The following is an 11,855-nucleotide window of genomic DNA, read 5'->3' as shown; positions in this document are numbered from 1 at the left end:
AAAAGTCGAAAATCTGTGGAATGAGGTCGTCTGAAAAGTTGTCAGCGGTCAAGCGCATAACGGTGGCTTGGGCAACGCTGTCTAAGCCTGCTTCGGCACGCATTACCAGCGGGAAATCCACATCCACACCGGCTTCAATTAATGAAGTGGCGATGACGCGGTAGGATTTACCGTTTTTCAGACGACCTCGGCTCTCATCGAACTTTTGGCTGCGGTGTTTGGCACACATTAGGATGGTTAGGTGGAACGTGCCGTCAAGATGTTTATCTTGCGCAGAATGGGCGTAGTATGATTGAGTTTGAATATAGCAAGAAGAAGTTTCGTCCATATTTTAATCCTTAAAATATACGTTAAACATGAATTTTTTATTATAGTAATTGTCTAAGTCAAATTTATATAACATTAAGATTAAAATGACAATAGCAATTCTAAAATTGTTTGAAGTTTATGAATTTCACTCCAAAATTATCCGTTTTAGTCAATAAAGAATACGAACACATACCCATTTTTGATTATTCTCTCTTTCTTCCTCTCGGCGTAAAATCCTTATATATAACTCAACTATTTTTCCTTTCTTTTATGGAGCTGATTATGTCCTATCAAGATTTAACTTTAGGTGAAATTGCCACCAAATTACCTCGTTCAACTTCTCTATTTTTAAAATTAGGGTTGGATTTCTGCTGTGGTGGAAAACAAACTTTAGCTGCTGCAGCGCAAGCTAAAGGATTAGATGTAAGCGTGATTGAAGCTTCTCTTGCTGTAATTGCGGAACAGCCAAGTGAATCAACCCGTAACTGGTCTGAAGCTCCGTTAGCGGAAATTGTTGATTTTATTATTCCGCGTTATCACAACACGCACCGTGAGCAATTACCGGATCTGATTATGATGGCGGAAAAAGTAGAAAGCGTACATCAAGATCATCCTAACTGCCCGAAAGGTTTAGCTTATATTGTGCGTAAAGTTTATGATGATTTAACAAATCATATGATGAAAGAAGAGCAAGTGTTATTCCCATTGATTAAATCTGGTCGAGGCCCAATGGCTGCAATGCCAATTTCAGTGATGGAATCTGAGCATGATGAAGCCGGCCGAGATTTAGAGGATATTCAAAAATTAACGAATAACCTTACTCCGCCAGAAGGTGCTTGCAATACTTGGCTTACGCTTTATGCGGGTTTAAAAACCTTCTCGGCAGATTTAATGGAGCATGTCCATTTAGAAAACAATATTCTCTTCCCAAGAGCATTACGTGGTGATGCGCCATAATAAACTTTGATACAAGCGGTTAAATTTTTCGATTTTTTTGCAAAAAATGAAAAGAATTTGACCGCTTGCTTTCCTTATTTTATTTCCTTTCTCCTCACTCTTTCGTTGTAAATTAACGTAAATTCAAATCAGTTGCGAGCGATTTTCATTTCAATATCAGGTAATATACTCAGCCATTTTTAATTCTTTTTATTAAATTTGATAGGTTATTATGAAATTCAAACACAACATGATTTATACGGCATTATTTGCCCTTCCTGCTTTTGCATTTGCTAATGAAAGCGCAACAGATTTAGAACACGTTGATGTTACAGCTCAACTTGAAAAAGCCAAAGCGGCTGGCGATAAACAAAAAGAAATCGTCAATTTAAGTCTATTAGGTCGTCAAACTGCATTCAACTCACCTATTGCTGTCGTGAATTATGATGAAAAAGCATTTGCAGACAAAGCACCACGTAACGTGGTTGATGCGATTGCGAAAACTGATGCTTCAGTGATGAACTTCGGTGGCGAAACTAATACAATTTCTGGCGTTTATGTTCGTAACTTACAGCTAGATGCTCGCCAAATCAGTGTAAATGGCTTAGCTGGATTATACTCAACTTATAATACGCCAACCGCCGGCGTTGCTGCAGCACAGTTAATTAAAGGGGCATCTACTGCAACGACAGGGATGGATCCTGAAGGCTCTGCAGGCGCTTCAATGAATGTTGAAACCAAACGCGCAACCGATGAAGATATCAATAAAATTGGTTTTGGTTGGTATAGCAATAATCGTTTACAAGAAACCTTCGATTTTGGTCGTCGTTTTGGACAAAACAAAGAATGGGGCGTACGCGTTAGCGGGAAATATCGTGATGGCGATACCGCACGTAATCATTATGATGAATTAGCTAAAGAATTAGCGATTGGCGCGGATTATCGTGGTGATAAATTACGTGTTGGCGTAGATTACATGATCAATAAACGTGATACCAATGGTGGTCGTGCACGTTTGCAAGACTTGCAAAACTTAAGCTATACCGTACCTTCTGCCCCTAATGGCAAAACTAACTTAAACCCAGCATGGATTGGTCAAACAACGCGTGATGAAACTGTGATGGGAACCTTTGAATATGATTTACCATACAACATGATGCTTTCAGGTGGTTTAGGTCATATGGAATCAAGATACGATGGTGCATTTGGTCAAATCACTTCAATTAAACAAAATGGTAATTTTGATGTAACGGGTATTCGTGGCTTTGATTTCCGCACCCGCACAACCAGTGGCAACCTGAAATTACAAGGTGAATTAGCTACGGGCCTAGTTTCTCACAACTGGAACCTTTCTTATGATCAAGTGGTTCGTCAACGTGACCACGATAATAGTGCAAAAACCAATGGTCGTATTTCTGGCGGTTCTATTTATTCACCAACTTTTGGCAATCTTGCTTCAAGCTTTAGTTTAGCGCCAACCACTCAAAACACCGACAGCAAACTTACCGCTCGCAGCTTTGCGTTTGCTGACACACTTGGTTTTATAGAAGATAGCCTTCGCTTAACCCTGGGTGGACGTTTCCAATGGATTAAGCAATTAGACAAAACTGATGGCACAAAATTAACAGCTAACCGTTTCAGCCCAATGGTGGCATTAGCATATAGTGTAAATCCAGATACCGTTTTCTACAGTAACTATTTAGAAGATTTAGAACCAGGTAATGCCGATCCAGAAACTGGGGAAATGAATAGCCCACGCGTGAGTAAACAACTTGAAGTCGGTGTACGTAAAAACTGGGATGAATGGCTAACCACCACTTTAAGCGTTTATGAAATCCGTCGTCCAGGCATCATTCGTGGTAATACCAAGGCGATGAAATCACTGGCAGGTAAAGAACACGGAAAAGAACGTAATCGTGGCGTAGAATTCAATGCCTATGCAAGCTTGTTAAACAATAGCCTACGTCCATCTATCGGCATGGCATATAACCAAGCGAAAGTATTTGATTTCCCAACCTTTAAAGACACGATTATTAACGGTGTACAAGTAACCAGCCCACGCTGGATTGCGAAATCTGCTATTGAATGGGATCCTGCATTTGTACCAAACTTAACCTTAAATGCAGCACTACAATACTACGGTAGCTCTTACCAAGATACAGCTGCAAACTACAAATTGCCTTCTTACACCACTGTAGATTTCGGCGCAAAATATGTAGTAAAAATGGGTGATAAACAAAGCCTAACTTTCCGTGGTGGCGTTGAAAATGCCTTCAACAAACACTACTGGCAAGTTCAACGTGGACAATATGACCGCAGCTTTGCGGTGTTAGGTATGCCACGTACTTACTGGGCAAATATGGAATATTCATTCTAAACATAAAAAAACAAGCGGTCTCATTTTGGTAAATTTTTACGAAAATTCGACCGCTTGCATCGTAATCAAGAAGGTGTGCCTCGCGCGCACCTTTTGTCATAGAGATTTTATCTAACATTCTACCATTCATGAATTGGCAAACTGAACTCAACCAAAGTTTTTCTTGGCTGATAATGGCGCTTATTTATGCCTCATGTGGGCTAGTGATTAGCGCTTATCTAATCCGCCAAACACCCTTCGGGCAGAAATTCTGGCATATTACCCGCCCTTGTTGGCAAAAAGCTAATCAACCTAAAGCCATCGTCTTGGCATTATTACTTCTCTTAATGGTGTTACTTGAAGTGCGCATTAGCGTGCTTAATTCTTTTTTTTACAACGGATTATATAAATCCTTGCAAGACAAAGATGCCAGTGCCTTTTGGTTCTTTGCGGGCATCAATGCACTTTTAGTCATCACTAAAATCATTCACTCTATTCTCAACTATTTTCTGACCCAAATGGTTGAAATTCGATGGCTGGAAAGTTTAAATAAAGAGATGTTATTGCGTTGGTTAAACAACAAAAATTACTTTCGTGTTCAATATGAGAAAGAATTACCAGATAACATCGACCAACGTATTGAACAAGATGCCACAGCATTCATTTCAGGAACCATTGAAATGGTGCGCGGTGTCGTTAATTCGGTGGTTGCGACAATTGAATTTACCATTATTCTTTGGGGGCTTTCAGGTATTCTTCCGCTATTTGGCCTTGAAATACCAAAAGGCGTCGTGTTCTTTATCTATCTTTTTATTTTGATTGCTACTACCTTGTCAATTTGGATTGGTCGCCCACTGATCAATCTCAACTTTAATAAAGAAAAACTACAAGGGGATTATCGTTATTCTCTGATTCGTGTTCAAGATAACGCTGAAAGTATCGCGTTTTATTCAGGCGAAGAGAAAGAACAGACGCATTTGCAACATAAATTTGAGGCAATTATTCAAAATCGTTGGAAAATTGTGCGCAAAATGTTGGGATTAGATGGATTTAATACTGGGGTCACGCAAATCGCAATGATCCTGCCGCTGATGCTACAAGCGCCGCGCTTCTTTGCAGGTAGTGCCAGCCTTGGGGATATGCACCAAACGGTTCAATCATTTAACCGTTTAATGCGCGCGCTCTCATTTTTCCGCCTGTTTTATGAGGAATTTACCCTTTATCAAGCCAGGTTAAATCGTCTTTATGGCTTTTTTACAACCTTAGATAACCTAGATGCACTACCAGAAAAGAAACCTATGCCTTGTGCAAATGGCTTCCATCTTAAAAATTTTGGGTTAAAAGATGTTGAAGGTAAAGTGCTACTACAAGATATCAATATTGAGTTACAAGCAGGAGATGCATTGCTGATTCAAGGCGCCTCAGGTGCCGGTAAAACGACCTTGTTAAAGGCACTTGCAGGTATCTACCCGTTTGAAACGTTTGGTGAGGCTGAACATACTTGTACTGATTCGCAATTGTTCTTACCTCAGCGACCTTATATGCCACAAGGCACCTTACGTGAGGCAATTTGCTACCCTCACCTTGAAGCAACTGATTTTGAAATTAAGCAAGCGATGGAAGTGTGTGCATTAGATAAATATACACACGCACTTGATATCGAGACTGATTGGCAAGCAACACTCTCTCCCGGTGAATTACAACGTGTTGCGTTCGTGCGTATTATTCTAGCGAAACCTAAATTGATTTTCCTAGATGAAACCACTTCTGCCTTAGATGAACCAACTGAGGCGGTGCTTTATCGAACCGTAAAACATTGGTTGCCGGAGAGTATTATCATCAGTGTTGGTCATCGTGGTACCTTACAAAGTTTCCATAATAAACAGCTCATGTTAGGTAAGCCTCGTTATGAATGCGCTTATGCGATTTAGTTTTTACAAGCGGTCAAATTTTTTCGACCGCTTGCAAATTTATACTAGATTTTTGGTTGTTTTTTTGGCATAATTTCGCCCGTTTTTCGTCTATCTAATAGACGTTAAACAGGATTTATTTTTTAACACTAAAACACACACATATCATCAGCTAGAGATTGGGGTGCGAGAAATCGTTGATTTTCTAGGATATGTGGAGGCTAAACCCCGTCTTGTCTTTCATAAGTGGCAAGGCAAACAACATAAAAGGAAAATTCTTATGGCACAAGTTTCTATGCGCGATATGCTTAACGCGGGCGTTCACTATGGTCACCAAACTCGTTACTGGAACCCAAAAATGAAACCATTCATTTTCGGTGCGCGTAACGGTGTTCACGTAATCAACTTAGAAAAAACTTTACCATTATTCAACGAAGCATTAGCTGAGTTAACTCGCATTTCAAGCAACAACGGTAAAGTATTATTCGTTGGTACAAAACGTGCAGCATCTGAAGCAGTTAAAGCAGCAGCAGTAGAATGCCAACAATTCTACGTTAACCACCGTTGGTTAGGTGGTATGTTGACTAACTGGAAAACTGTTCGTCAATCAATCAAACGTTTAAAAGATTTAGAAGCTCAAACTCAAGACGGTACTTTTGACAAAATCACTAAAAAAGAAGCGTTAATGCGTACCCGTGAGTTAGAAAAATTAGAGTTAAGCTTAGGCGGTATCAAAGATATGAACGGCTTACCTGATGCAATTTTTGTAATCGGTGCAGACCACGAACATATCGCAATCAAAGAAGCAAACAACTTAGGTATTCCTGTATTTGCTATCGTTGATACCAACTCTACACCGGATGGCGTAAACTACATCATTCCTGGTAACGATGACGCAACTCGTGCGATCCAACTTTACTTAGATTCAGCTGTAGCTGCAATCAAAGAAGGTAAAGGTTCAAACGTTGAAGCTGAATTAGCAGCTGAATAATTCTGAGGCTTTAGCCCTTCATTTACCAAAAACAGGGGCAAAATATCGTCCCTGTTTTCTTATCTAAATTTATTCTGAGGATATTAAAATGGCTGAAATTACAGCATCATTAGTAAAAGAACTTCGTGAGCGTACTGGCGCTGGCATGATGGAATGTAAAAAAGCGTTAGTAGAAGCAAACGGTGATATCGAATTAGCAATCGACAACATGCGTAAATCAGGTCAAGCTAAAGCAGCTAAAAAAGCTGGTCGTGTAGCAGCTGAAGGCGTAATCGTTGCACGCGTTGGCGCAGGTTTCGGCGTATTAGTTGAAATGAACTGTGAAACTGACTTCGTAGCAAAAGATGCTGGCTTCTTAGGCTTAGCAAACGAAGTTGTTGATTTTGCTGCAGCAAACAAAGGCACCACTATCGATGCATTAAAAGCACAATTTGAAGAAAAACGTGCTGCATTAGTAGCAAAAATCGGTGAAAACATGGATATCCGCCGTGTTCAATACTTAGAAGGCCAAGTAATCGCACAATACTTACACGGTGCAAAAATCGGTGTATTAGTTGCTGGTGAAGGTTCTGAAGATGAATTGAAAAAAGTTGCAATGCACGTTGCTGCTTCTAAACCAGAATTCGTTAACCCAGAAGATGTTTCTGCAGATGTAGTAGAACACGAACGTCAAATCCAAATTGACATCGCAATCAACTCTGGTAAACCAAAAGAAATCGCAGAAAAAATGGTTGAAGGCCGTATGAAGAAATTCACCGGTGAAGTTTCATTAACCGGTCAAGCATTTGTAATGGATCCTTCACAATCTGTAGGTGACTACTTAAAATCTGTAAATACTAAAGTTTCTAACTTCATCCGTTTAGAAGTTGGTGAAGGTATCGAGAAAGTTGAAGAAGATTTCGCAGCAGAAGTTGCAAAAATCACTGGCGGTAACGCTTAATTTTCTCTAGAGAATACAAAAAAGCAGATCATTGTGATCTGCTTTTTTATTTTGCTTTTTCTCCACCTCTACTACAAGCAGCTCGGTCTATTAGGCTAGCTTGAAAACTAGAAACTACCGATACAAATCTAGCAATGGTGAGGAAAATGGCGTCCAATAAACACCTTTCAGCCCACTTTCTACTAATCGGTCATTTAACCAAGTATTGCAAGTATTAAATAAATGATAACGCCCTTTCGCTTCGTAAAAAGCATCATTAGACTGATAATGAATACCTTTAAGTAAGATAGTTTTCCCATCTTCTTGCTTAAAACTCTCCGATAGCAATTTTGTTAACCGTTGATATTGCTCAGAAGTAGCAGAAAATTTCACGATATAATCATCTTCTTTTGGTTCAAAGTTATAATATGTGATATGAATCAGTGTGCGATTTAACCCACTTAATGCCCCAAGTGCATTAGATACACTTAAATCTTTCCATTCTGGCGTGTACAAATAAAAATTACGCTCCCCCCATCCTAACCCGACATAGGCTACATTGGCATCATCAGTAATAGTATCGACTGGATTTACAACACTAGTCCAATCAAAAATCTCATTTTTCAAGGGCATAACCACATCAGTATGAACGCCATTACTGACTAAAAATAGCGTAATTTCCCCTTTTGGCTGCGCCTGATTAACCGGTAACGAAGCGAAAATCCAAGCGGCTAAAAGATAAGAGAAAACAAAAAGTAGAAAGATTAGCAGCCACTTACCGATTTTTTTAAGCAATTTAGTTAAAAAACACATTATTTAGGTTTTATAAAAAATTAACGATTTCATCTTGTTATTCTCCATCAAATTAGCCATTTTTTCATTAAATTTTACCTAGTTGCTATTCAATTTACTTAGTTTCTCCTATTAGCAAAAATGACTATTTAATAGTAGCAGAAATGAATTGTATCGGTATAATATGTAGGCTAATAAATCTATTCATTAACTAAGGAATTAACATGAAAAAAATCTCCACATTTGCTTTAGTCGCAATGATTTCATCAGCAACCTTTGCCGCATCAACATCAACTCAAGAAGATAAATCAGAAAATGCTGCTCTGCCAACGATTTATCTCTCTGTTTTCGATAAAACACAAGATCCATCTCCAGATTTAAACAAAAAAGAACTCTCTCGTTCAAATAAAAATGAGCAAATCTGCTGGGTGGCAACGGGCACATTTGCAGAACAAGAAACCGTAAAAGAAATATTCCACTCGCCAGCAAAAATGAAATTTACCATAAACAACATTGAGGGCGCTAAAGTAGTTTCATCATCAGATAAAAAAGTTCATACCATCACCTATACTCGCCCAACAATAGAAAACGGTAAATATATGATGAACTGTTGGTTATTAGACAATCAAGATCCTATCGGTAAATATGTTCTTACCGTTAAAATTGGTGAAAAAGAATTAGAAAAACAAGTTTTCTACGTTAAAAAATAATTTTTCATCTTAAAATGACCATGTTTCTGGAATATGCCTTCTCTAACATGGTCATATTCTATTTTGCTTTACCAGTAACAGCTATATAAATAATCTCAAGCGGTTATTTTCTTTTATTCTTTTACTAAATTCACTCTTTCGCTAATATCCTTTAAGTTAGAATATTGTTCAACTAATCTCGGGACATCATCTAAGCTCATCGCAAACATCCATAGATAAGTGCTAACTGAATAAATATGCCCAGCATTTACATTGCCTTGAATCGCCATCCATGAAAAAGCAAATCCAAAAAGTATACTCATGGCAATGCCAACAGCTAAATACCCGATTGCCTCTCGATTAGAAATCAATATCCGAAAACGTGCCATTAAATCATAATGCCGCCAAAGCTGATTAGATTTTCCTTCCTTAATAAAGTAATTATCTTTTTCTAATCGATTATTTAAACGAAAGTAAAGTGATTCACTCATTGCTACAAAACTAGGGAGTAACCAACTAAACAATGCCAAAATAATTAAAGCCAATACACCTGCCCAGAACTCTAAAACAAGTAACATTACACAAGCACCCAAAATAGAAGCAATAGACGTTGCTGCAATTGGTAAATGTTCTTCAAAGAAATTAACAAATTCTCTAGACAGCGCTACCCGAGCAGTAATTGCCGAATGTAATATTTGCTTTTCTCGTTGTTCTAATACTACAGGAACAGCAATTTGAGTATAGATTTTTGTAAAAGTGCGGGTATCTACTGCCCGCCGTAATGCACCTATCATCCACATCAATAGCACAACTAAACCATACATTAATGATTGAAAAATATTGCCGTCTATAACCGCATTAATAACCCATCCACCAAAAACTGGATAAATCATTAATAATAGATTTTCTGCTCCAACTAAGCCCAAAGTCACCAATAATTTTCTTTGATGAGTTTTAGCTATATTTGTTAACATTCTCCACATAACGCCATAAAAGTCCTAAAAATTACTAATCCAAAAAGTCTAATCCATTTGAAAATCAAAAACAAGTAAATTTTAAGACTATTTATTTGATTATATAAACATGCTACAATTTTATTGAATACAAAAAGAGTAAGGAATGTTAATGTATAGTTTTGATCTTATCGGGAAACATATTGGGGAAATAGATGCTGTAATGGACAGTTGGATTAGCGAATTAGGACTAAGCTATGCACATTTTGCTGTACTCTATACGCTTGCTTCTACCCCTAATCAGCAATGTACACAAAAGGAAATTTGCGATATTCACTACCTCCCAAAACAAACTGTATTTAATATTTGTAAAGATTATCGAGAAAGAGGCTGGATTGAATTTAAAATAAGTGAAACAGACAAACGTGAACGAATCATGTGCTTAACTGATTCAGGTAAAATACAAGCTGAACCTGTCATGCAGAATACTAATCTATTGTGTGATAATGCACTAGCAACTTTTGGTGAAGAAAAAACGACCCAATTATTTACGCTAATGCATGAATTTAGCCAAATCTGCCAAAGTGAAATACTACGCTTAAAGAAAGATAATAAAAAAAGCCATGTATAGATTGTGAAAATCTAAAACATGGCAGTTGTAATGGTAGAAATTATTTCCCAACATAGAAAACTTGTTTTTCCAATTCATGTTTACCAATTTTCACAGTAAGAACATATTTACCAATCGGATCTTGCGGCTCAAATTCCCAACAATTTGACATTGTATTCGGAGTCTTTCTTGGATTAGTATAAGTAACTGAATTGACTTTTTTATCTGGAGATGAAACCAATTTGGCGTTTTTCAAATCATCTGTAGACAATTCATGTATTCCTTCAGCTTCAAGAGTTTCAGTGACAATTTCCTGCTCATCAAATATCCCTGTCGCCACCCAGCACACTAACTCATTTTTATTTGAACGAGAAATTTCTTTTTTATGTAAATCTGGAGAGGGATTTTGTCTTTTATCAAAAACGGAGAGGATAATCTCTGGAGTGTCTCTTGACATCGCTGATACTTCTGTAACAAATGTCGCTGATAAAACGGTTGTGATCAAAGCCAATATTAAATTCTTTTTCATGCTCATTCCTTAATCAATAAATTCCTTTTGCAAATTTTAAGAAAAAAATAACCGCTTGCAATAAACTGCAAACGGTTATTTCAAGTTAACCCAATAGCTGTTTTGCAGCTTCTACAACAACAGAAACTGCTTTTTCTTCAGTTTCTTTCATTGTCGCTTCATTTGGGATTTCTTGCTGAGTACGGTTAACAATCACGCCTGCAACCATACCCGCTTTTAAGCCTAAAGCCGCACACATCGTAAATAAAGTTGCAGACTCCATTTCGTAGTTCATTACGTTGAGATCTTGCCACAGTTTTAACAAGCCTTGATAGTCTTTATAAACTTTACCACTATAAGTGTCATAACGTTCTTGACCTGGGTAGAATGTATCTGATGATGCTGTAATACCAACATAAGGCGTTACGCCTTTTTGTTTTGCTGCTTGGTAGAGTGCCGTTGTACATTCAAAGTTTGCCGCCGCTGGATACGCTAATGGGGCAAAATGTTGACTTGCACCATCTAAACGAACTGAAGCAGTAGTGATTAAAATATCCCCTACGTTAATATGCGGTTGAATGGCACCAGTAGTTCCAATACGTAAGAAAGTACGAACACCTAGTTGAGCCAATTCTTCCACACAAATTGAGGTTGAAGGCCCACCAATACCCGTTGAGCAAACCACAATCGGCTGACCATTGATATAACCTAACCAAGAGTTATATTCACGAGTGCTCGCTAAAAATTCAGGATTATCTAATTGTTTAGCAATGCGCTCGCTACGAGCTGGATCTCCAGGAACAATTGCTAATGTTGCACCTTTTAATTGCGCTTTAGTTAAATTAAGATGAAATACATCTGACATAGTCAATCTCCTTATTT

At 38.0% G+C, this 11,855-nt stretch carries 11 protein-coding genes and 1 pseudogene; 7 read left to right on the top strand and 5 right to left on the bottom strand.

Going from position 1 to position 11,855, the window contains the following annotated elements:
* Positions 1-64: 64 nt before the first annotated feature.
* Positions 65-265 (bottom strand): annotated as a pseudogene (locus tag HMPREF1128_RS10375) (hypothetical protein); the annotation flags it as partial.
* A gap of 326 nt (positions 266-591) precedes the next feature.
* Here HMPREF1128_RS10375 and ytfE point away from each other — a divergent pair.
* The 5 genes from ytfE (at position 592) to tsf (ending at position 7,442) form a co-directional block, all read left to right on the top strand.
* Positions 592-1,266 carry an iron-sulfur cluster repair protein YtfE gene (ytfE, locus tag HMPREF1128_RS03090; protein ID WP_007525560.1) on the top strand — a complete coding sequence of 225 codons (675 nt, stop codon included), beginning with the start codon at positions 592-594 and terminating at the stop codon, positions 1,264-1,266.
* 211 nt (positions 1,267-1,477) lie between these two features.
* A complete protein-coding gene (locus HMPREF1128_RS03085) occupies positions 1,478-3,622 on the top strand; it encodes a TonB-dependent siderophore receptor (protein WP_007524978.1) in 2,145 nt (714 codons plus the stop codon).
* A gap of 128 nt (positions 3,623-3,750) precedes the next feature.
* On the top strand, positions 3,751-5,532 hold the full coding sequence (locus tag HMPREF1128_RS03080; protein WP_007525157.1) for an ABC transporter ATP-binding protein/permease: 1,782 nt from the start codon (positions 3,751-3,753) through the stop codon (positions 5,530-5,532).
* Between the two features lie 259 nt (positions 5,533-5,791).
* Positions 5,792-6,502 carry a 30S ribosomal protein S2 gene (gene rpsB, locus HMPREF1128_RS03075; RefSeq protein ID WP_007524596.1) on the top strand — a complete coding sequence of 237 codons (711 nt, stop codon included), beginning with the start codon at positions 5,792-5,794 and terminating at the stop codon, positions 6,500-6,502.
* A gap of 88 nt (positions 6,503-6,590) precedes the next feature.
* Positions 6,591-7,442, top strand: coding sequence for a translation elongation factor Ts (tsf, locus tag HMPREF1128_RS03070; protein WP_007524524.1), 852 nt, complete (start codon positions 6,591-6,593; stop codon positions 7,440-7,442).
* Between the two features lie 114 nt (positions 7,443-7,556).
* Here tsf and HMPREF1128_RS03065 read toward each other — a convergent pair whose 3' ends face one another.
* Entirely contained in the window at positions 7,557-8,234 is a 678-nt protein-coding gene (locus HMPREF1128_RS03065) for a TIGR02117 family protein (protein ID WP_007525373.1), read from the bottom strand.
* A 203-nt stretch (positions 8,235-8,437) separates the two neighbouring features.
* On the opposite strand from HMPREF1128_RS03065, the gene HMPREF1128_RS03060 reads away from it, so the two are divergent.
* Complete coding sequence (locus HMPREF1128_RS03060; RefSeq protein ID WP_007525212.1) at positions 8,438-8,923, top strand: hypothetical protein; 486 nt, start codon at positions 8,438-8,440, stop codon at positions 8,921-8,923.
* Positions 8,924-9,036: 113 nt separating this feature from the next.
* On the opposite strand, the gene HMPREF1128_RS03055 is transcribed toward HMPREF1128_RS03060, so the two are convergent.
* Positions 9,037-9,876 carry an ABC transporter six-transmembrane domain-containing protein gene (locus tag HMPREF1128_RS03055; protein ID WP_010129888.1) on the bottom strand — a complete coding sequence of 280 codons (840 nt, stop codon included), beginning with the start codon at positions 9,874-9,876 and terminating at the stop codon, positions 9,037-9,039.
* A 151-nt stretch (positions 9,877-10,027) separates the two neighbouring features.
* Here HMPREF1128_RS03055 and HMPREF1128_RS03050 point away from each other — a divergent pair, with 151 nt between their 5' ends.
* Positions 10,028-10,486 carry a MarR family winged helix-turn-helix transcriptional regulator gene (locus tag HMPREF1128_RS03050; protein WP_007525552.1) on the top strand — a complete coding sequence of 153 codons (459 nt, stop codon included), beginning with the start codon at positions 10,028-10,030 and terminating at the stop codon, positions 10,484-10,486.
* A 40-nt stretch (positions 10,487-10,526) separates the two neighbouring features.
* Here HMPREF1128_RS03050 and HMPREF1128_RS03045 read toward each other — a convergent pair whose 3' ends face one another.
* Both HMPREF1128_RS03045 and udp read right to left on the bottom strand, forming a co-directional pair.
* Positions 10,527-10,994, bottom strand: coding sequence for a hypothetical protein (locus tag HMPREF1128_RS03045; RefSeq protein ID WP_007524532.1), 468 nt, complete (start codon positions 10,992-10,994; stop codon positions 10,527-10,529).
* Between the two features lie 85 nt (positions 10,995-11,079).
* Positions 11,080-11,838: a uridine phosphorylase gene (gene udp, locus HMPREF1128_RS03040; protein ID WP_007524307.1), complete on the bottom strand. Its 759-nt coding sequence runs from the start codon at positions 11,836-11,838 to the stop codon at positions 11,080-11,082.
* Between the last annotated feature and the right edge of the window lie 17 nt (positions 11,839-11,855).

The organism is Haemophilus sputorum HK 2154 (genome assembly GCF_000287615.1).
GTDB lineage: Bacteria > Pseudomonadota > Gammaproteobacteria > Enterobacterales > Pasteurellaceae > Haemophilus_A > Haemophilus_A sputorum.
The sequence above is the reverse complement of the archived record's forward strand: the minus strand, read 5'-3'. Positions and strand labels throughout refer to the sequence as shown.

What these genes read in the sequence shown, in the direction of transcription:
- ytfE (WP_007525560.1), top strand. Translation starts at nt 592, where the DNA reads ATGTCCTATCAAGATTTAACTTTAGGTGAAATTGCCACCAAATTACCT.
- HMPREF1128_RS03085 (WP_007524978.1), top strand. Translation starts at nt 1,478, where the DNA reads ATGAAATTCAAACACAACATGATTTATACGGCATTATTTGCCCTTCCT.
- HMPREF1128_RS03080 (WP_007525157.1), top strand. Translation starts at nt 3,751, where the DNA reads ATGAATTGGCAAACTGAACTCAACCAAAGTTTTTCTTGGCTGATAATG.
- rpsB (WP_007524596.1), top strand. Translation starts at nt 5,792, where the DNA reads ATGGCACAAGTTTCTATGCGCGATATGCTTAACGCGGGCGTTCACTAT.
- tsf (WP_007524524.1), top strand. Translation starts at nt 6,591, where the DNA reads ATGGCTGAAATTACAGCATCATTAGTAAAAGAACTTCGTGAGCGTACT.
- HMPREF1128_RS03065 (WP_007525373.1), bottom strand. Translation starts at nt 8,234, where the DNA reads ATGTGTTTTTTAACTAAATTGCTTAAAAAAATCGGTAAGTGGCTGCTA.
- HMPREF1128_RS03060 (WP_007525212.1), top strand. Translation starts at nt 8,438, where the DNA reads ATGAAAAAAATCTCCACATTTGCTTTAGTCGCAATGATTTCATCAGCA.
- HMPREF1128_RS03055 (WP_010129888.1), bottom strand. Translation starts at nt 9,876, where the DNA reads ATGTTAACAAATATAGCTAAAACTCATCAAAGAAAATTATTGGTGACT.
- HMPREF1128_RS03050 (WP_007525552.1), top strand. Translation starts at nt 10,028, where the DNA reads ATGTATAGTTTTGATCTTATCGGGAAACATATTGGGGAAATAGATGCT.
- HMPREF1128_RS03045 (WP_007524532.1), bottom strand. Translation starts at nt 10,994, where the DNA reads ATGAAAAAGAATTTAATATTGGCTTTGATCACAACCGTTTTATCAGCG.
- udp (WP_007524307.1), bottom strand. Translation starts at nt 11,838, where the DNA reads ATGTCAGATGTATTTCATCTTAATTTAACTAAAGCGCAATTAAAAGGT.